This window comes from Rhodococcus sp. 320_ES (assembly GCF_059691855.1).
In genome coordinates this window covers 291,133-309,505 of record NZ_JCAWAG010000005.1, presented here as the reverse complement: position 1 = coordinate 309,505, position 18,373 = coordinate 291,133, and the positions used below count along the sequence as shown (strand labels likewise).

At 66.9% G+C, this 18,373-nt stretch carries 19 protein-coding genes and 1 riboswitch; of the genes, 7 read left to right on the top strand and 12 right to left on the bottom strand.

Annotated elements, in window-relative coordinates; translation table 11 throughout:
* The 4 genes from AC59JP_RS19140 (at position 1) to AC59JP_RS19125 (ending at position 4,427) form a co-directional block, all read left to right on the top strand.
* Positions 1 to 876, top strand: coding sequence for a sugar phosphate isomerase/epimerase family protein (locus tag AC59JP_RS19140; RefSeq protein WP_497327390.1), 876 nt, complete (start codon positions 1 to 3; stop codon positions 874 to 876).
* A gap of 7 nt (positions 877 to 883) precedes the next feature.
* Positions 884 to 2,380, top strand: coding sequence for a CoA-acylating methylmalonate-semialdehyde dehydrogenase (locus tag AC59JP_RS19135; protein ID WP_497327389.1), 1,497 nt, complete (start codon positions 884 to 886; stop codon positions 2,378 to 2,380).
* Positions 2,381 to 2,482: 102 nt separating this feature from the next.
* Complete coding sequence (locus AC59JP_RS19130) at positions 2,483 to 3,760, top strand: D-alanyl-D-alanine carboxypeptidase family protein (protein ID WP_497327657.1); 1,278 nt, start codon at positions 2,483 to 2,485, stop codon at positions 3,758 to 3,760.
* A 49-nt stretch (positions 3,761 to 3,809) separates the two neighbouring features.
* Positions 3,810 to 4,427: a class I SAM-dependent methyltransferase gene (locus AC59JP_RS19125; protein ID WP_497327656.1), complete on the top strand. Its 618-nt coding sequence runs from the start codon at positions 3,810 to 3,812 to the stop codon at positions 4,425 to 4,427.
* On the opposite strand, the gene AC59JP_RS19120 is transcribed toward AC59JP_RS19125, so the two are convergent.
* The 10 genes from AC59JP_RS19120 to AC59JP_RS19075 form a co-directional block, all read right to left on the bottom strand.
* On the bottom strand, positions 4,424 to 5,431 hold the full coding sequence (locus AC59JP_RS19120) for a prenyltransferase/squalene oxidase repeat-containing protein (protein WP_497327388.1): 1,008 nt from the start codon (positions 5,429 to 5,431) through the stop codon (positions 4,424 to 4,426). The two genes, AC59JP_RS19125 and AC59JP_RS19120, sit on opposite strands and share 4 nt — an antisense overlap.
* A gap of 1 nt (position 5,432) precedes the next feature.
* Positions 5,433 to 6,149 (bottom strand): class I SAM-dependent methyltransferase, encoded by a 717-nt coding sequence (locus AC59JP_RS19115; RefSeq protein ID WP_497327387.1) that lies wholly within the window; start codon positions 6,147 to 6,149, stop codon positions 5,433 to 5,435.
* Entirely contained in the window at positions 6,143 to 7,369 is a 1,227-nt protein-coding gene (locus AC59JP_RS19110; RefSeq protein ID WP_497327386.1) for a glycosyltransferase family 4 protein, read from the bottom strand. The genes AC59JP_RS19115 and AC59JP_RS19110 overlap by 7 nt, the downstream gene beginning before the upstream one ends.
* Positions 7,370 to 7,444: 75 nt before the next feature.
* Positions 7,445 to 8,467 (bottom strand): inner membrane protein YhjD, encoded by a 1,023-nt coding sequence (gene yhjD, locus AC59JP_RS19105; RefSeq protein WP_497327385.1) that lies wholly within the window; start codon positions 8,465 to 8,467, stop codon positions 7,445 to 7,447.
* Positions 8,468 to 8,471: 4 nt separating this feature from the next.
* The gene (trpS, locus tag AC59JP_RS19100; protein WP_497327384.1) at positions 8,472 to 9,482 is read right to left on the bottom strand and encodes a tryptophan--tRNA ligase; all 1,011 of its coding nucleotides are present in this window, start codon (positions 9,480 to 9,482) and stop codon (positions 8,472 to 8,474) included.
* A 110-nt stretch (positions 9,483 to 9,592) separates the two neighbouring features.
* Entirely contained in the window at positions 9,593 to 10,087 is a 495-nt protein-coding gene (locus AC59JP_RS19095) for a pyridoxamine 5'-phosphate oxidase family protein (RefSeq protein ID WP_497327383.1), read from the bottom strand.
* Positions 10,088 to 10,131: 44 nt separating this feature from the next.
* Entirely contained in the window at positions 10,132 to 11,187 is a 1,056-nt protein-coding gene (locus tag AC59JP_RS19090; protein ID WP_497327382.1) for an alkene reductase, read from the bottom strand.
* Between the two features lie 165 nt (positions 11,188 to 11,352).
* Positions 11,353 to 12,141, bottom strand: coding sequence for an exodeoxyribonuclease III (locus AC59JP_RS19085; RefSeq protein ID WP_497327381.1), 789 nt, complete (start codon positions 12,139 to 12,141; stop codon positions 11,353 to 11,355).
* A gap of 2 nt (positions 12,142 to 12,143) precedes the next feature.
* Positions 12,144 to 12,623 carry an Lrp/AsnC family transcriptional regulator gene (locus tag AC59JP_RS19080; RefSeq protein ID WP_497327380.1) on the bottom strand — a complete coding sequence of 160 codons (480 nt, stop codon included), beginning with the start codon at positions 12,621 to 12,623 and terminating at the stop codon, positions 12,144 to 12,146.
* A 21-nt stretch (positions 12,624 to 12,644) separates the two neighbouring features.
* A complete protein-coding gene (locus AC59JP_RS19075) occupies positions 12,645 to 13,853 on the bottom strand; it encodes an MFS transporter (RefSeq protein ID WP_497327379.1) in 1,209 nt (402 codons plus the stop codon).
* 115 nt (positions 13,854 to 13,968) lie between these two features.
* Positions 13,969 to 14,087: riboswitch (SAM riboswitch) on the top strand.
* Between the two features lie 167 nt (positions 14,088 to 14,254).
* Here AC59JP_RS19075 and AC59JP_RS19070 point away from each other — a divergent pair.
* Both AC59JP_RS19070 and metX read left to right on the top strand, forming a co-directional pair.
* Positions 14,255 to 15,601 carry a bifunctional o-acetylhomoserine/o-acetylserine sulfhydrylase gene (locus tag AC59JP_RS19070; RefSeq protein WP_497327378.1) on the top strand — a complete coding sequence of 449 codons (1,347 nt, stop codon included), beginning with the start codon at positions 14,255 to 14,257 and terminating at the stop codon, positions 15,599 to 15,601.
* Positions 15,598 to 16,746 (top strand): homoserine O-acetyltransferase MetX, encoded by a 1,149-nt coding sequence (gene metX, locus AC59JP_RS19065; protein WP_497327377.1) that lies wholly within the window; start codon positions 15,598 to 15,600, stop codon positions 16,744 to 16,746. Before AC59JP_RS19070 ends, metX begins: the two co-directional genes overlap by 4 nt.
* 1 nt (position 16,747) lies before the next feature.
* Here the strand turns inward: metX and AC59JP_RS19060 are convergent, their stop codons facing one another.
* Both AC59JP_RS19060 and AC59JP_RS19055 read right to left on the bottom strand, forming a co-directional pair.
* On the bottom strand, positions 16,748 to 16,987 hold the full coding sequence (locus tag AC59JP_RS19060) for a DUF3017 domain-containing protein (RefSeq protein WP_188546137.1): 240 nt from the start codon (positions 16,985 to 16,987) through the stop codon (positions 16,748 to 16,750).
* Positions 16,988 to 17,025: 38 nt separating this feature from the next.
* On the bottom strand, positions 17,026 to 17,874 hold the full coding sequence (locus tag AC59JP_RS19055; RefSeq protein WP_497327376.1) for a bifunctional methylenetetrahydrofolate dehydrogenase/methenyltetrahydrofolate cyclohydrolase: 849 nt from the start codon (positions 17,872 to 17,874) through the stop codon (positions 17,026 to 17,028).
* A 32-nt stretch (positions 17,875 to 17,906) separates the two neighbouring features.
* On the opposite strand from AC59JP_RS19055, the gene AC59JP_RS19050 reads away from it, so the two are divergent.
* Positions 17,907 to 18,371: a tRNA (cytidine(34)-2'-O)-methyltransferase gene (locus AC59JP_RS19050; RefSeq protein WP_497327375.1), complete on the top strand. Its 465-nt coding sequence runs from the start codon at positions 17,907 to 17,909 to the stop codon at positions 18,369 to 18,371.
* Positions 18,372 to 18,373: the final 2 nt, after the last annotated feature.

Genomic DNA, 18,373 nt, shown 5'->3' with positions numbered 1-18,373 from the left:
GTGAAGGTCGCACTCGATCCGACTCCGTTTCACCACGATTACTCGCTGCTCCAGCTGCCCGGTGTCGTGGCCGATCTCGGGTACGAATGGCTGCAGCTCACCCCGCACGTGGACATGATCCCGTTCTTCAACCACCCCAAGGCCGACGACGCCCTGGTGGGCAAGTTCAAGAAGGCCTGCGCCGGCGCCGGCGTCGGAATCGCCTCCGTGCTACCGGTTCTGCGGTGGTCCGGTCCCGACGCGGACGCCCGCGAGGCGGCGGTGCGGTACTGGAAGCGGGCCATCCAGATCACCGTCGACCTCGGCGTGAACGTCATGAACACCGAGTTCAGTGGCCGGCCCGAAAAAGCCGAGGAATCCGAGCGTGCGTTCTACCGGTCGATGGAAGAGTTGCTGCCGATCATCGAGAGGGAGGGAATCGACGTTCGGATCGACCCGCACCCGGACGACTTCGTCGAGGACGGCCTCGCCGCCGTCCGCGTGATTCGCGGCGTCAACTCCCCGAACATCGGCATGGTCATCGTCGCGTGCCACCAGTTCCACATGGGAGGCGACCTCGCGGCGATCATGGAGGCCGCCGGTGACCTCGTGCGGCTCGTGCACGTCGCCGACACGATGGATCATCATCGGTCCCACGGACTTCGGTACATCACCAACCCGCCGGGCAACGCAGTGCGCGTCCACCAGCACCTCAAGATCGGTGACGGCGACGTCGACTGGGATCAGTTCTTCGGCGGTCTCGGCGACCTCGGGTTCTACGATCGAGACGACACCGTCATGGTCTCGAGCGTCTTCGCCGAGAACGAGAACGCGCACGAAGTGTCCCGCTATCAACTCCAGACGATGACCGACTACGTTGCCAAATACAGAAAGTGAAGTTGCCATGAGCGCCAAGACGATTGCCCATTGGTTGGACGGAAAGCCGTTCGCCGGAACATCCGACAAGACCTCCCCCGTCACCAACCCCGCCACCGGCGAGGTGACAGGTGAGCTCGCCCTCGCCAACCTCGACGACGCCCGGGCCGTCATCGACGCCGCCGCCGCCGCGTTCCCCGCCTGGCGCGACACCTCGCTCGCCAAGCGCACCCAGGTGCTCTTCGCGTTCCGCGAGCTGCTGAACGCCAAGAAGGGCGAACTCGCCGAGATCATCACCAGCGAGCACGGCAAGGTGCTCTCCGACGCACTCGGAGAAATCAGCCGCGGCCAGGAAGTCGTCGAATTCGCCTGCGGCATCCCGCATCTGCTCAAGGGTGGGTACACCGAGAACGCGTCGACCAACGTCGACGTCTACTCCATCCGCCAACCGCTCGGACCGGTCGGCATCATCTCCCCCTTCAACTTCCCCGCCATGGTCCCCATGTGGTTCTTCCCCATCGCCATCGCGTGCGGTAACACCGTCGTTCTCAAGCCGTCGGAGAAGGACCCCACCGCCAGCATCTGGCTCGCCGAACTGTGGGAGGAGGCCGGACTGCCCCCCGGTGTGTTCAACGTCCTCCAAGGCGACAAGCTCGCCGTCGACGAGCTGCTCGAGAACAAGAAGATCAAGTCGATCTCCTTCGTCGGCTCCACCCCCATCGCGCAGTACGTCTACTCCACCGGCACCGCCCACGGCAAGCGCGTCCAGGCCCTCGGCGGAGCCAAGAACCACGCCATCGTCCTCCCCGACGCCGATCTCGACCTCGCCGCCGACGCGATGGTCAACGCCGGCTTCGGGTCCGCCGGTGAACGCTGCATGGCCATCTCCGCCCTCGTCGCCGTCGGGAACATCGCCGACGATCTCGTCGCCAAGATCGTCGACCGCACCACCCCGCTCGTCACGGGCGACGGAACGCGGAACGCCGACATGGGACCCCTGGTCACCAAGGCGCACCGCGACAAGGTGGCCTCCTACGTCGACGCCGGCGAAGAAGCCGGCGCCACGATCGTCGTCGACGGTCGCGGGGTGAAGGCCGACGGCGCGGACGGCGGATTCTGGTTGGGACCGACGCTCATCGACAACGTCACCCCCGACATGTCCGTCTACACGGACGAGATCTTCGGACCCGTCCTGTCGGTCGTGCGCGTCGACACCTACGACGACGCTCTCGCCCTGATCAACGACAACCCGTACGGCAACGGCACCGCCATCTTCACCAACGACGGCGGTGCGGCCCGACGGTTCCAGAACGAGGTCGAGGTCGGAATGATCGGCATCAACGTCCCCATTCCGGTGCCCATGGCCTACTACAGCTTCGGCGGCTGGAAGAACAGCCTCTTCGGCGACACCCACGCCCACGGCACCGAAGGCGTCCACTTCTTCACCCGCGCCAAGGCCGTCACCTCCCGCTGGCTCGACCCCAGCCATGGCGGCATCAACCTCGGATTCCCTGAAAACAGCTGAGTCCCGACAACAGCTGAGCCCCGAAAACAGCTCAGACCCCAACACGCCGAACGCCCCCGTCAGCCATCCGACGGGGGCGTTCGCCTACTGTGGCGGGCGATGATGAGATCGATCGCCGCCGCGCTCGCCACGTCGGCGATCCTGCTCGGCTTCGCGGCGCCCGCGGCAGCTCAGCCTCCCGAAACATCGGTGACGACAACACCATTCACGACACCGAATACGGACAACTGCCCCAATCGCACCACCCCGCCGCCGCCCATCGATTCGTCCGAAGTCCCTCAACCCGGAAGCACTGTTCCCTCGCCCGCGCCGGTCCCCGCCGAGGCGGTGGGAGGCTCGGAATTGGATGCGTGCGGTGTGATCACCGCCGACGGGACGCCGCCGCTGCCGGCCGACATCTCGGCTCACGCGTGGGTGCTGTCGGACCTCGACACCGGCGACGTCATCGCCGCGAAGGATCCGCACGGTCGCTACCGTCCGGCGAGCACCATCAAGACCCTGCTGGCGCTGGTGGCGCTCGACGAACTCGATCTGAACAAGACCGTGACCGGCACGGCGGAGGACGCGCAGGCGGAGGGAAGCGCGGTCGGCATCGGCAAGGGCGGTGTCTACACGATCCGTCAGCTTCTTCAAGGGCTGGTGATGGCCTCGGGCAACGACGCGGCGCACGCGATCGCCGTGCAGCTCGGCGGCGTCGACGCGGCGGTGCGGAAGATGAACGACGAGGCCGCCGCTCTCGGCGCACTCGACACTCGGGTGGTCACCCCGTCCGGACTCGACGGTCCGGGTATGTCCTGCTCGGCCTACGACCTCGCCCTGATCTTCCGGGCCGCAATCGCGAACCCCACGTTCGCACAACTGGTTTCGACGGAGTCCGTGCCGTTCCCCGGATATCCGAAGGACCCCGCGATTCCGGACGACAAGGACCGTCCCGGTTTCACGCTCGCCAGCGACAATCAGCTCCTCTACAACTACGACGGCGCGCTCGGCGGCAAGAACGGTTACACCGACGACGCACGCCAGACCTTCGTCGGTGGAGCTCAGAAGAACGGGCGTCGACTCGCGGTGAGCCTCATGGACGCGGACGTCCTGCCGATCCGGCCGTGGGAACAGGTTGCGCGCCTGCTGGATTACGGATTCGCGCTTCCGGTCGGCACGTCGGTCGGGACGTTGGTGGAGGCGAATTCCGTGCCCGCCGCGACGGTGACCAGAACGGCGAGTCCGTCGTCGACATCCGCGGCGGCGGTCCCCAATCGGCCCCTGGCGTCGGGTTCGGACTCCGCCGACGGGGAACTGGCGGTACGGGTGGGCGTCGGCATCGTGGCTCTGATCGCTGTCGGTGGTCTGCTCACGTGGGCGCGCAAGCTGTCCCGGCGCTGATTCCGCACACAGGCCCTGACAGGATCGGACCGTGCCGACTTCCATCACCATGCCCGAGCACCGTCTGCGCATCGCGGAGCGCGCGACCGGATTCATGCCCACCGACGAGGGGCTCGGGTTGTTCGACGCCGCGCTCGCCCATCTCGGAGAGGGCGTCGCCCTCGAGATCGGAAGCTACTGCGGCAAATCCACGGTGTTCCTCGGCAGTGCCGCCGAGATCACCGGCGGTCGTGTCGTCACCGTCGATCATCATCGGGGCTCGGAAGAGCATCAGGTCGGGTGGGAGTACCACGACTCGACCCTCGTGGACCCCGCCGACGGAAAGTTCGACACCCTCGGACGGTTCCGACGGACCATCTCCGACGCCGACCTCGACGAGACCGTCGTGGCCGTGGTCGGTCGTTCCGGGGCCGTCGCGGCCATATGGAACACGCCGATCGACGTTCTGTTCATCGACGGCGGTCACACCGACGAGGCGGCGTCCACCGACTTCGAGGGCTGGTCGCCGTGGATCAAAACCGGTGGCGCACTGCTGATTCACGATGTCTTCCCGGATCCGAACGACGGCGGCCAGGCCCCGTACCGGATCTACCGGCGCGCCCTCGACAGCGGGGACTTCTCCGAGGAGACGGTGGTCGGGTCGCTGCGCGTCCTGACCCGCAACTAGCGGAAGATCTCGCTGCCGGGAGTGGCCCCGCTGAGGACGTCCGCCGCGAGGATCACCGCCGCGGTGGTCCACGTGGTGCGCTCGACGGGCCATCGCTTTCCGTCCGAGTACACCAGACCGGTCCAGTACGCACCGTCCGGATCTCGGAGGTGCTGCATGTTGGCGAACTGCTCCACGGCCTGCTCGCGTCGACCGATCGCGTCGAGGGCCATCACGAGTTCGCAGGTCTCGGCCCCCGTGACCCAGGGTTGGTGGTCGACACAGCGAACACCGAGTCCGTCGACGACGAAATCGTCCCACCGACGGTCGATCCTCGTCTCGGCGGCGCCACCCCGCAGCGCCCCTGCGAGAATCGGGTAGTACCAGTCCATCGAGTGCGAGGACTTGGTCACGAACGCATGCTCGTGGTCCCGGAGGACGTCACCGAGTCGGTCCGCCGACAGCTCCCACTCTCCGCGTGCGTCGGCCAGGTGTTCCGCCATGGCGACGGCGCACCGCAGGCTGTGGAAGATGCTCGAACTGCCGGTCAGGAGAGCAGCTTCCGCGCGACCCTTCGGCCCGGCCGCCCACGCGATCTCACCGCGGTCGCTCTGGAAGTCGAGAACGAAATCGATGGCCGCCGCCACGGTCGGCCACATCCGCGCCAGGAACGCGTCGTCGTGGGTCATCGAGAAGTGGTGCCACACACCGACTGCCACGTACGCGCAGAAGTTGGTGTCCGATCCCGCGTCCTCCACGACGTCCCCGCGGTACTGCATGGGCCACGACCCGTCGGGTCGTTGCTCGCGGCGCATCCAGTCGTAGGCGCGCTCGGCTTCCTCCCGCAGTCCGCCGACCGACAGCGCCATGGCGGACTCGACGTGATCCCACGGATCGGTGTGCCCGGTGGGTGACCACGGTATGGCGCCGGAGCGTTGCTGAACCGCGGCAATGGATTCGGCGCTGCGGACGATGTCGTCGGCGGTCAGGACACCGACGACCTCCGGTACGTCGACGCGGCGCATGCTATTCGGTCGGCTTTCTCAGATAGATCACGACGCTCTTGCCGATCACCGGGTTCAGCAGGCGTTCGAGAGTGCGCGAGAACCTCGGCGCTTTCATCATGTCCCACACCAGGAACCGGTGATAGGTACGCACCAGGACGTTGTCCTCGTCGTTCACCCCGACGGCGCACTTGATCCACCAGTAGGGCGAGTGCAGGGCGTGTGCGTGATGACGGTGCGTCTCGACCAGGCCGGCGGCGGTGAGGGACGCGGCGAGTTCGTTCGCGCGGTAGATCCGCACGTGCCCACCCTCGTTGGCGTGGTACTGATCCGACAGCGCCCAGCACACCCGCTCCGGTAACCAGCGGGGCACGCTCACGGCGACCGTGCCGCCAGGCTTGACCACGCGGGCGATCTCGGCGATCGCCTCGGCGTCGGACGGAATGTGCTCGAGCATCTCCGAGACGATCACCCCGTCGAAGTGTCGATCCGGAAAGGGAAGCGCCAGTGCGTCTCCCGGGACCACCTCGGCCTCGGTGCCGACGGGGATCTCGCCGACCTCGCGCATCGCGGCGAACATGTCGGCGACCGTGTCGAGTTCTTCCTTGTTCTGATCGAAGGCGATCACGTCGACCCCGCGGCGGGCCAGTTCGAACGAGTGGCGCCCGGCGCCGGCGCCGATGTCCACGACCGTCTGTCCGGGCCGGAACCCGAGGCGGTCGAAATCCATTGTCAGCATTGCTCACTCACCTTGCGATAGCAGTCGACGGTGGCGGATGCGACCGCCGCCCAGCTGAACTTCTCCACGGCGCGGACGCGGCCACGCTCCCCCATCCGGGCGCGCCGGTCGTCGTCGCCGAGCGCTCGGGTCAGGGCGACCGCCAGTGCGTCACTGTCTCCCGGTGGCACCAGGTCGGCGCACGCGCCGTCCTCGCCCACGACCTCCGGAATCGCCCCGGTACGGCTGACCACCAACGGGGTTCCGCAGGCCATCGCCTCGATCGTGGGCAACGAAAACCCCTCGTACAACGACGGGACACACGCGAGGTCGGCGGAGCCGAGCAGTGCCGCCAGCTCGTCGTCGTCGAGATCGGACCGCGTGTGCACGACGTCGCCGAGGCCGAGTTGCTCGATCAGGCGGGCAGTGCGCCCCTGCGGATCGAGCTTGGACACCAGCTGCAGCTCGACGGTCCGTTCCGTTCGCACCTTGGCGACGGCTTCGAGCAGATGACGAACGCCTTTGAGCGCCACGTCAGCCGACGCGATCGCCACGATCCGGCCCGGCACCCGCGACTCGCTCGGCGGACGGAACGTCTGCGTGTCGACGCCCAACGGCACGATGTCGATGTTCGAGGGGTCGACGTCGAACGCGGTCGCCGTGTCGGCCGCCGAGGACGAGGACACCGTCAACACCCGCGGCAGACGCTTCGCGACCCGCTTCTGCATGGTCAGAAATCCGTACCAGCGCATGACAGCGACCTTGCGGAACCACGGCGCGGCGGCCAGGTCCAACGCGCGGTCGCGGGTTATGGGGTGATGAATCGTGGCCACCAGGGGAAGCCCCCGTCGGCGAACCGACAGCAACCCGTAGCCGAGCGACTGGTTGTCGTGCACGATGTCGAAGTCCTGCAGGCGATGTCGCAGCAACCGCGCCGACCGCAGGCTGAACGTCAACGGCTCCGGGAAACCAGCCGTCCACATCGTGAGCACCTCGAGCACGTCGATCCAGTTCCTGATCTCACCGGGACGCGGAGTCCGGAAGGGATCGGGCTCGCGGTAGAGATCGAGACTGGGGACCTTGGTCAGGATGACGCGCGGATCGAGATCCGGATACGGCTGCCCGGAGAACACCTCGACGTGATGGCCGGCGTCGATCAGCGCCTTGCTCAGCCGCGAGACGTAGACCCCTTGACCACCGCAGTGCGGCTTGCTGCGGTAGGACAATAGAGCAATTCGCACATGCCTGACTTTCTCCCGGTCGAACGTGGATGACGAATGTCTCGCGCAGTTGAATGCCTCGCGCCGTTCAATGTCTCAGCGTCGCAGTCGGTCTCGAATTCCGCTCAGGCCCACTGCGGCGAGCAGTCCGGCTCCGACGGCGGCGGCCACACCGACGCCGGACAGCCCCTCGCGCATGTCGACCCGCGGAGCGATGATTGCCGAATCGGGCGGTGGGGTGGCGGCGAGCGCCATGTTCTCCCGCGCCGTCGCCGCCCAGGTGGTGCAGAAGAGCAGAAGCCGAGAGGTGGTGAACACGAAGACGAGCAGACCGATGATAGGGCCGAACGCGACTCCCGCGGGTCCGCTGGTGACGGACGCGAGGTAGATGGCGCCGACCTGCTTGAGCACCTCGAAGGCCACCGCCGCGAGCAACGCGGCCCGCACGGCACTCTTCGCGGTGACCGGTTCGCGGGGCAGCCGGGCGATGACCCAGATGAACACCGCCCAGGTGGCCACGATGGACACCAGAATCGACACCACCCGAACGAGCACACCGACGCCCACTACGTTGTCGACCTTCAGCAACTCGAGAACGCGGTCGGCGATACCGCTGCTGCCGAGCGCCGACAGCGACAGCGAGACGGCCAACGCGAGTCCGAGGCCGACCAGAGCGCCGAGGTCCTTGAGCTTGGTCACCAGGAAGTTCGACCGCTCGTGCTGGCTCTCCCACATCGCGGTGAGAGCTTCGCGTAGGTTCGCCGTCCACCCCAGCCCCGCGTACAGGGCACCGACCAGACCGATGACGCCGACGCTGGTGCGCGACTCGATGGCCGTGTCCACGAGGTCGCTGACGGTGGTACCGAAACCGCCAGGGACGTTGTCGGCGATCGCCGTCTGCAGTTGTTCGAGCAGATCCGGGCGTGAGCTGAGGACGAAGCCCACCACCGCGAACGCCACCATCAGCAGCGGCACCAGCGCCAGGATGCTGAAGTAGGTGATGCCGGCGGCGTAGTAGTCGCCCTTCTGCTGCGTGTAGACCGACCCCGCGCGTACCACGTGGTCGAGCCACGGCCAGGCCTTGCGGCGTCGATCGAGCGCTCCGGCGAAATCGGGCACCTAATCACCCGACCTGCGGCGCGAGGAAACCCACGCGCTCGTAGACCTGAGCGAGTGTCGCCGACGCGATGGACCGCGCCCGCTCGGCGCCGTCGGCGAGAATGCGGTCCAGCTCGGCCGGGTCCGCGAGCAGCTCGTCGACCTTCGCCCTGAGCGGCACCACGAACTCGGTGAGGGCGTCTGCCGTGTCGGATTTGAGATCGCCGTACCCCTTGCCCTGGTAGTTCTCCACCAATGTCTGCACGGGAGTACCCCCGAGCGCGGACTGGATAACGAGCAGGTTGCTGACACCCGCTTTCTCCACCGGGTCGAATCTGATGTCGCGCTCGTTGTCGGTGACCGCCGACCTGATCTTCTTGGCCGAGACCTTCGGGTCGTCGAGGATGTTGATCAACCCGGCTGCGGTCGACGCCGATTTGCTCATCTTCGACGTCGGGTCCTGCAGGTCGAAGATCTTCGCCGTCTCCTTGACGATGTGGCCCTCGGGGACCACGAACGTCTTGCCGAACCGAGAGTTGAAGCGCTGGGCCAGATCACGCGTCAGTTCGAGGTGTTGGCGCTGGTCCTCTCCGACCGGAACGAGCGCGGGGCGGTACAGCAGAATGTCCGCCGCCTGCAGCACCGGGTACGTGAAGAGACCGACGCTGGTCTGCTCGCTGCCCTGCTTGGCGGACTTGTCCTTGAACTGCGTCATCCGGCTGGCCTCACCGAAACCGGTGATGCAGTTGAGCACCCACGCCAACTGCGTGTGCTCGGGAACCTGGCTCTGGACGAACAGGGTCGAGCGTGTCGGGTCCACGCCCGCGGCGAGGATCTGCGCAGCCGCGATGCGCGTACGCCGACGGAGTTCCTTCGGGTCCTGAGGGACGGTGATCGCGTGGAGATCCGGGACGAAGTAGAACGCCTCGAAGTCTTCCTGCAACGTGACCCAGTTCCGCACGGCGCCGAGAAAGTTTCCCAGATGGAACGAATCAGCGGTGGGCTGGATTCCGGAGAGTACGCGCTGGGTCGTCATGGTCTACAGATTCAATCACCTCGGCGCTGGGGCGTTCCCCACCTGTGCGCGAATTCCGGCCCCCGGGGGCCGGAATTCGCGCACAGCCGACGGCGATGGCCCAGCGCGGATCACATGTCGACGGTGTCGTTGGTCCCCACATCCGGCCTCTCGCCGGTGATACGCGACTTCGCGTACGCCAGCAGCGTCAACACCTTGGACCCTGGCGCGGACCAGTATTCGGCCCCCTCGGCGACCACCTTGATGAGCAGCACCTCGTCGGACGTCGGGCCATTCTCGAACCAGGCGGCTGCGCGAGAGTTCCAGAGTTCTGTGCGCTTGGCGTCGTCGGTGACCGTCTCGGCGTGACCCGACAACGACACCCAGGACGTCCCCGACTGGAACGAGACGTTCACCGACGGATCCTTGCCGATGTCGGCTACCTTGCGAGAGTCGCTCTGCGCGAAGAACCAGAGGTCGCCGTCGAATTCGGTCTCCTGCAGCGCCATCGGCCTGGACTTCAGATGGCCGTCCAGGCCGACGGTGGTGAACATGCAGAGCGATGACTTGCTCATCAGTTCGGCGACCTTGCGGACGCCGTCGGTACGTTCGGTGCTCGTTGTCATGGCGTCGGGATACCCCCGAGCGCGGCAGGTCACACCCGATCGAGCTAGGCGGTCAGCGCAGGGTAGTCGGTGTACCCCTTCGCACCGTCGGTGTAAAAGGTGGACTGATCCGGGGCGTTCTCCGAAAGATTCTCGCGCCAGCGGCGGGCGAGATCGGGATTGGCGATGGCAGGCCGACCCACCACGACCGCGTCGCCCAGACCCTCGGTGATCGCGTCCAAGGCCTCGTCACGACTGGTGATCTGTCCGAAGCCGCTGTTGACCAGCAGGGGCCCGTCGAACGACTTCCGCAGACCTTGAACCAGATCCCCGGACGGATCCTTGTGCAGGACACTGAGATAGGCGAGCCCGAGCGGTGCCAACCGCTCGACGAGGGAGGTGTACGTCGCCCGCACGTCTTCGCCGTCCTCCTCCAGTGCGTCCTGGATGTTGTGCTCGGGAGAAATCCGAAGCCCGACGCGACCGGCGCCGAGCTCGGCGGCAACAGCCTCCACGACCTCTGCCACGAAACGCGCACGGTTCTCCGGCGAGCCGCCGTAACGATCGGTCCGCTGGTTGGACGCGGGTGAGAGGAACTCGTGGAGCAGGTATCCATTGGCTCCGTGAACCTCGACACCGTCCAGACCGGCGTCGATCGCATTCTTCGACGCTGTGACGAATTCGGCTGCAACAGTTGCAAGTTCGTCTGTTCCCAGCTCACGCGGGACCGGGTAGGGCTTCTTGCCCTCGTAGGTGTGGGTCTCGCCGTCGATGGCGATCGCGCTCGGTCCGACGACTTCGTGGCCACCCGTGGTGGCTTCGTGGGTCACTCGTCCTGCGTGCATCACCTGCGCGACCACGACCCCACCCTCGCCGTGCACCGCAGTGGCGACGTTGCGCCATCCCTCGACTTGCTCGGGCGTGACGAGACCGGGCTGACCGGGGAATCCTTGGCCGGCGCGGCTCGGATACGTGCCCTCGGTGACGATGAGGCCGAGTGTGGCGCGCTGGCGGTAGTGCTCCACCACGATCGGACCGGGGACACCGTCGGTGCCCGAGCGCATTCGAGTCAAGGGGGCCATCACGAGCCGGTTGGCCAGCGAGAGGTCTCCCAGTGTCACGGGGGTGAACAGTGTCGTCGTTTCGTTGATCACGACAAGGACAACCGCGCTACCGAACGGGCCTATTCCGGGTGGAGACGACGGTCACCTTCGGTCGGTCGCTCCGCACCTGTGCGCGAATTCCGGCCCTCCAGGGCCGGAATTCGCGCACAGCGGGGGCGGACCTCAGCGATAGACCACGGTCACGGGGGCATGGTCCGACCATCGCGTGTCGTAGGTCGGCGCACGCTCGACCACGGCGTCCTTCGCGCGGTCCGCAAAGTCCGTGGTCGCGAGGTGGTAGTCGATACGCCAGCCGGCGTCGTTGTCGAACGCGCGCCCCCGGTACGACCACCAGCTGTACGGTCCGTCGACATCGGGATGCAGCTCCCGAACGACGTCGACCCACGAGCCGGACAGCAGCGCGGTGATCCACTCTCGTTCCGCGGGAAGGAAACCCGACTTGGCCCGGTTGGCCTTCCAATTCTTGAGATCTCGCTCGGTGTGCGCGATGTTCCAGTCCCCGCACATCACCGCGTCGACCCCGGTGGCTTCGAGGGTGGCCATGCGGGCAGCGAGGGCTGACATGAACCGCTCCTTGGCCTGCTGCTTCTCGGTGCCCGCCTCGCCGGTCGGCAGATACAGACTGCCGACGGTCACTCCGTCGATCACCGCTTCGATGTAGCGGCCGGCGGAGTCGAACTCGTCGCTGCCGATTCCGATCGTCACCGACTCGAACGGCTCGCGGGACAGGATGGCGACGCCGTTGCGCCCCTTCTGCGACGGCTCGGCGGACGCGAGATGCCATCCCGAGCCGAGCGCCGAGTCGAGACTCGAGACGATCTCGTCGTCCGACGCGCGTGTCTCCTGGAGACACACGATGTCGGCGTCGGATCGTGACAGCCACTCCGACATCCCTTTGCGCACTGCGGCGCGAATTCCGTTGACGTTGACCGTCGTGATGGTGTGAGACATGGTCACTTTCGTCGTGGGTCCGCGGCGCGCTCGAGGACGGGTGTGAGTCGGTAGGTGACCAACTCGCGCATCGCGATGGCCATGTTGGTGCGCTCGACGCCGGGGATGTCGAGTATGAGGCCGGCGATCCGATACAGGTCGTCGGCGTCCACGGCCACGATGCGGACGAGAAGGTCGGACGCGCCGGACAAGCCGAACACCTCGACGACCTCGGGAATGTCGGCGAGCGCGGTGGTCACGCCCGACAGACGGTGCTGATCGACCCTGATGGTCACGAACGCCAGGAGCGGGTAGCCGAGAGCGCTGGGGTTGACTCGTCTGTCGATCGAGCCGAGCTGACCGCCGGTGTCCCACTTGGCCAGCCGCGACTGCACCGTGTTGCGGGCCAATCCCAGCGAGTGTGCGAGCTCTACGCCCGAGGCTCTGGGCTTCTCCGAGAGTTCGAGAAGAAGGCGTGCATCGGTGGCGTCCAGTTCCGGCATGACGGAAAGTCTGCCATCCGCTCAGACGCGGGCGCGGCGATCCAGTACGACGGCAGTGGTGAGAACGCCCAATCCCAGAACTCCGAGAATCGCGCCCGCCGCCGCAGGTGCGGTGTACCCGTAACCGGCTGCGATGACGAGACCACCGATCCACGCTCCACCGGCATTCGCGAGGTTCAGCGCCGCGTGGTTGAGGGTCGCCGCGAGGGTCTGGGCGTCGCCGGCGACGTCCATCAACCGCGTCTGCAGTCCGGGGATCATCGCCGAGCACGACACGCCGATGAGGAACACGAAGATCAGCGCCGTGACGGGATTGTGGGCGGCGAAGACGAAGCCCACGAGCACGGAGACGAGCGCGATCATGCAGAGGAACAGCCCCGGCATGAGGGCCCGGTCGGCAATACGGCCGCCGAGCACGTTGCCGGCCACCATGCCGAGCCCGTAGATCATCAGGGCCACCGGCACCGCGCTGCGGGGCAGACCGGAGACGTCGGTCAGCGTCGAGCTGATGTAGGTGTAGACGGCGAACATTCCGCCGAAGCCGACCATGCCGAACAGCAGGGTCATCCACACCTGCACGCGGCGCAGTGCGCCGAGTTCCTTGATCGGATTGCTCAGGTGCAGACCCTGCAACGTCGGAACGAGCTTCCAGAGAGCGCCGACGGTGACGATGCCGATGGCCACCACCACGGCGAAGGCCGAGCGCCACCCGAAGGTCTGTCCGATGAACGACGCCGCCGGGACGCCGATGACGTTCGCCACCGAGAGCCCCATCATGACCAAGGCGACGGCCTTGGCTCGGTTGCCGGGTTCGGCGAGATGCGCGGCGACCAGTGCCGCGACGCCGAAGAACGCACCGTGCGGAAGGCCGGCGACGAACCGCGCTGCGACCAGAGTTCCGTAGGTCGGGGCCAGGACGGTGGCCAGATTGCCGATCGTGAAGGCGACCATGAGACCGATGAGCAACGTCTTGCGCTCGACGCGCGCGGCCAGTGCGGCGATCGTCGGTGCACCGACGACGACGCCGAGTGCGTAGGCGGAGATGAAGTGGCCGGCAACCGGTTCCGTCACTCCGACGCTCGACGCCATTTCGGGAAGAAGCCCCATCGAGACGAATTCCGTGGTGCCGATGCCGAATCCGCCGAGAGCCAGAGCCAGCATCGCGCCACGTCGGCTCCGGGATGTCACGTCCGGAGACTGGAGGATGTCGCGTTCGACGACCTGGGTCATGACACTTTCTCGATTCAGTAGGTAGCGCAACCATTGTCCAACCCGCGGTCGCCCATTCACGAATCGAGCAGCCGTGATTCCACTCACGGCAGGCCTCGGCTAATATCGCCGCCAAGGTCATGAGTGCCAGCATCGAGCCCCGGCTTGCTGGCCGGCAACCCTCCAGCCGCGGTGGGGTGCCCCGGGTGATTGACCGGGTTACTCGATCTACCTGATCGGGAGCAAGCGCGGGTCCGCACGACGGGCCCACTGACCGGATGCTCTCCACGGAGCAGCCATCGGAGGTTTTCTCACCATGTGTAGCTGTCCCCGATAGACCCCGACACCACACTTCTCTCTGACTTTCCCGACACCGCCGCCCGATACGGCCGCGGCGTCGACGCGACCCCGAAGGATCGACCATGACCGACATCTCCCCCGACGCTGCACCCGAAGATCCCACCGCCAACTGGAGCTTCGAGACCAAGCAGATTCACGCGGGCCAGACCCCGGACGCGGTGACACACGCCCGCGCTCTGCCGATCTACCAGACCACCTCGTACACCTTCGACAACACCGATCACGCCGCGGCACTGTTCGGTCTGGCCGAGCCGGGCAACATCTACACCCGCATCATGAATCCGACGCAAGACGCCGTCGAGCAGCGGATCGCCGCGCTCGAGGGTGGCGTGGCGGCGCTGCTGCTCGCATCGGGCCAGGCCGCGGAGACACTCGCCATTCTCAATCTCGCGGAGGCGGGCGATCACATCGTCTCGAGCCCGCGTCTCTACGGCGGTACCTACAACCTCTTCCACTACACACTGCCGAAGCTGGGCATCACGGTCTCGTTCGTCGAGGACCCTGACAACCTCGAGCACTGGCGCGGCGCCGTGCAGCCCAACACCAAGGCGTTCTACGGCGAGACCATCTCGAACCCGAAGAACGACATCTTCGACATCCCGGGTGTCGCGGACGTCGCCCACAGCGCCGGAATTCCGCTCATCGTCGACAACACCGTCGCCACCCCGTACCTCATCCAGCCGCTGAAGCACGGCGCCGACATCGTGGTGCATTCGGCGACGAAGTACCTCGGTGGGCACGGAAACGCCGTAGCGGGCGTGATCGTCGACGGCGGTACGTTCGACTGGACGCAGGGCCGCCATCCGCAGTACACGACCCCCGATCCGAGCTACCACGGCGTGGTTTTCGCCGACCTGGGAGCGCCCGCCTTCGCACTCAAGGCTCGCGTGCAGTTGCTACGCGACATCGGTGCGGCGGTCTCGCCGTTCAACGCCTTCCTCATCAGCCAGGGCATCGAGACGCTCAGCCTGCGCCTGGAACGGCACGTCGAGAACGCGGTGAAGGTTGCGAACTACCTCATCGGCCGAAGCGACGTGGTGACGGTCAACTACGCCGGCCTTCCGTCGTCGCCGTGGTACGAGCGCGGGCAGCAACTCGCCCCGCGGGGCGCCGGCGCGATCGTGGCGTTCGAGCTGGCCGGAGGGGCCGACGCGGGCAAACGCTTCGTCGATGCACTCACACTGCACAGCCATGTCGCTAACATCGGAGACGTGCGTTCTCTCGTCATCCACCCCGCGTCCACGACCCACTCGCAGCTCAGTCCCGAAGAGCAGCTCGCGTCCGGTGTCACTCCGGGTCTCGTCCGGCTGGCCGTCGGTATCGAGGGAATCGACGACATCCTCGCCGACCTCGAGGGCGGTTTCCGCGCCGCCTCGGGTGCGGCCTCGGTCGCTGCGGCGGCGTCTTGACCCTCAGCTCCACACCCGTCGCCCGTCCGGCTGCGTTTCCGCCGCCGGACGGGCAACTGGGCTTCGTGAACATCGGTGACGTCCAGCTCGAGAGTGGGCAGAGCATCCCCGACGTCACCGTTGCCGTACAACGCTGGGGTGAGGTGTCGCCCGAACGAAACAACGTCGTCCTGGTCGAGCACGCACTGACCGGCGATTCTCACGTGCACGGCCCGGCGGGTCCGGATCATCCGTCACCCGGCTGGTGGAACGACGCCGTCGGTCCGGGCGCCCCGCTCGACACCGACGAGTGGTGCATCCTGGCCACGAACGTTCTCGGTGGGTGCCGCGGCACCACCGGGCCCAGTTCGCTTGCGCCGGACGGCAATCCGTGGGGCTCACGCTTTCCCGCCATCTCCATTCGCGACCAGGTGACCGCGGAGCGACAGCTCGCCGACGCACTCGGCATCGCCAAGTTCGCGTCGGTGGTCGGCGGATCCATGGGCGGTATGCGCACGCTGGAATGGATCGTCGGGCATCCCGACCGCGTCGCGTCGGCGCTGGTGCTCGCCGTCGGTGCACGCGCCTCGGCAGATCAGATCGGTACGCAGACCACGCAGATCGCGGCCATCACGAGCGATCCGAACTGGCAGAACGGCGATTACCACGGCACGGGCCGACTTCCCGAGGCCGGGCTCGGCATCGCGCGCCGCATCGCACACCTGACCTACCGCACGGACCAGGAGCTGGACGCCCGCTTCGGCAACCGGTCACAGCAGTACGAAGACGCTCTGGACGGCGGCCGATACGCGGTGCAGAGCTACCTCGAACATCAGGCCGCCAAGCTGGTCGGCCGGTTCGACGCGGGCACCTACGTGCTGCTGTCCGAAGCGATGAATCGACACGACGTGGGCCGCGGACGCGGCGGCGTCGAGGAAGCACTACGGGCGACGACGGTTCCGACCGTGGTCGGCGGTGTCGATTCCGACCGCCTCTACCCGATTCGGCAGCAGCAGCTGATCGCCGATTCACTGCCGAACTGCGAGGGTCTGAACGTGGTGCTCTCCCGAGACGGTCACGACGGCTTTCTCACCGAAGCGGTTCCCGTGGCGTCCATGCTGGGCCGGACGATGGACCTGGCGCGGGGCGAACTGGCCGGTTCCTGAACTACCCCGTGCCCAGCGGATCGATCGAGATCGACAACCACACGATCGCGCCGCCGACGGCGGCGAGCGACACCGTGTCGAACGCGCGCGAGCGGACCGCGAGAATCCCCACGCGATCCGACGGCAGACACAACCTCAGCAGCGCCGCGAACACGATGGCGACGCCGAACAGCAGCGACCCGCGGCGCCACCGGTCGGCGAGAACGAGCACGGCGGCCGCGGCCATGATGGCCAACACCATCACGACCGGAATGCTGCGGCCGACCACGCTCTGACGCCTCACAGCTGCCGTTCTGCCCGTTCGACCACATTGGTCAACAGAAAGGCGCGCGTGAGCGGTCCGACACCGCCGGGGTTGGGCGAAAGGAACCCCGCCACCTCGGCGACGTCGGCTGCGACGTCCCCGCGCAGTCCGTCGTCGGTGCGGCTCACCCCGACGTCGATCACCGCGGCGCCGGGCCGCACCATGTCGGCGGTGATCAGACTCGGCACTCCGGCGGCCGCGATCACGATGTCGGCGCGGGAAACCTCGGCGGCCAGGTCACGAGTTCCGGTGTGGCACAACGTGACCGTCGCGTTCTCACTGCGCCGAGTCAGGATCAGCCCGATGGGTCGGCCCACCGTGACGCCCCGACCGATCACCACCACGTGCGCCCCGTCGATCGGAACCTCGTAACGGCGCAACAGATGCACGATGCCGCGCGGGGTACACGGCAGCGCACCGGGAGCGCCCAGCACCAGCCGGCCCAGGTTGACCGGATGCAAACCGTCGGCGTCCTTGTCGGGGTTCACGCGCTCGAGCGCGCGGTTCTCGTCGAGGTGCTTCGGCAGCGGAAGTTGCACGATGTATCCGGTGCACGCCGGGTTCGCGTTGAGCTCGTCGATGACCGCGTCGAGTTCCTCGGACGAGACGTCGGCGGGCAGATCGCGCCGAATGGACTCGATGCCGACCTTCGCGCAGTCGTTGTGCTTACCGCGTACGTACGCGGCGGATCCGGGGTCGTCGCCCACGAGAACGGTGCCGAGTCCCGGCACGATTCCCTTCTCGCGCAGTGCGGCAACACGCGCGGTCAGGTCGACGAAGATCTCGTCGCGGGTCAGTTTTCCATCCAGTCGCAGCGCGGTCACGGGAGAAGTTTTTCACATGGCAGTCTGGACCGGTGTTTCGACTGATGTTCCACCAACCGTGCATTCCGCAGAACACCGGAAACGCGATTCGCCTGGCCGCCGTCACCGGGTGTGAGCTCCACCTGGTGCGCCCACTGGGGTTCGACCTGTCCGAGCCGAAGCTGCGCCGGGCGGGGTTGGACTACCACGATCTCGCGTCGGTGACCGTGCACGACGACCTCGACGCGGCGTGGACCTCGCTCGCCCCGGAGCGGGTTTTCGCCTTCACCGCGCACGCCGACACCTCGTACGCGTCACTCGAGTACCGACGCGGTGACGTCCTGCTGTTCGGTCCCGAACCCACCGGGCTGGCCCCGGAGGTGTTGGACGACGCTCACGTCACCGACCGCGTCCGCATTCCCATGGTGCCGGGCCGTCGATCGCTCAACCTCGCGAACGCCGCCTCGATCGTCATGTACGAGGCGTGGCGTCAGATCGGTTTCGACGGCGGAGTCTGACC

Bases quoted from the DNA above. Each gene is read 5' to 3' on its own strand.
- AC59JP_RS19075 (WP_497327379.1), bottom strand. From the start codon at position 13,853: ATGACCCAGGTCGTCGAACGCGACATCCTCCAGTCTCCGGACGTGACA.
- AC59JP_RS19130 (WP_497327657.1), top strand. From the start codon at position 2,483: ATGAGATCGATCGCCGCCGCGCTCGCCACGTCGGCGATCCTGCTCGGC.
- AC59JP_RS19120 (WP_497327388.1), bottom strand. From the start codon at position 5,431: ATGCGCCGCGTCGACGTACCGGAGGTCGTCGGTGTCCTGACCGCCGAC.
- AC59JP_RS19070 (WP_497327378.1), top strand. From the start codon at position 14,255: ATGACCGACATCTCCCCCGACGCTGCACCCGAAGATCCCACCGCCAAC.
- trpS (WP_497327384.1), bottom strand. From the start codon at position 9,482: ATGACGACCCAGCGCGTACTCTCCGGAATCCAGCCCACCGCTGATTCG.
- AC59JP_RS19135 (WP_497327389.1), top strand. From the start codon at position 884: ATGAGCGCCAAGACGATTGCCCATTGGTTGGACGGAAAGCCGTTCGCC.
- AC59JP_RS19060 (WP_188546137.1), bottom strand. From the start codon at position 16,987: ATGGTGTTGGCCATCATGGCCGCGGCCGCCGTGCTCGTTCTCGCCGAC.
- AC59JP_RS19115 (WP_497327387.1), bottom strand. From the start codon at position 6,149: ATGCTGACAATGGATTTCGACCGCCTCGGGTTCCGGCCCGGACAGACG.
- AC59JP_RS19095 (WP_497327383.1), bottom strand. From the start codon at position 10,087: ATGACAACGAGCACCGAACGTACCGACGGCGTCCGCAAGGTCGCCGAA.
- AC59JP_RS19085 (WP_497327381.1), bottom strand. From the start codon at position 12,141: ATGTCTCACACCATCACGACGGTCAACGTCAACGGAATTCGCGCCGCA.
- AC59JP_RS19080 (WP_497327380.1), bottom strand. From the start codon at position 12,623: ATGCCGGAACTGGACGCCACCGATGCACGCCTTCTTCTCGAACTCTCG.
- AC59JP_RS19125 (WP_497327656.1), top strand. From the start codon at position 3,810: ATGCCCGAGCACCGTCTGCGCATCGCGGAGCGCGCGACCGGATTCATG.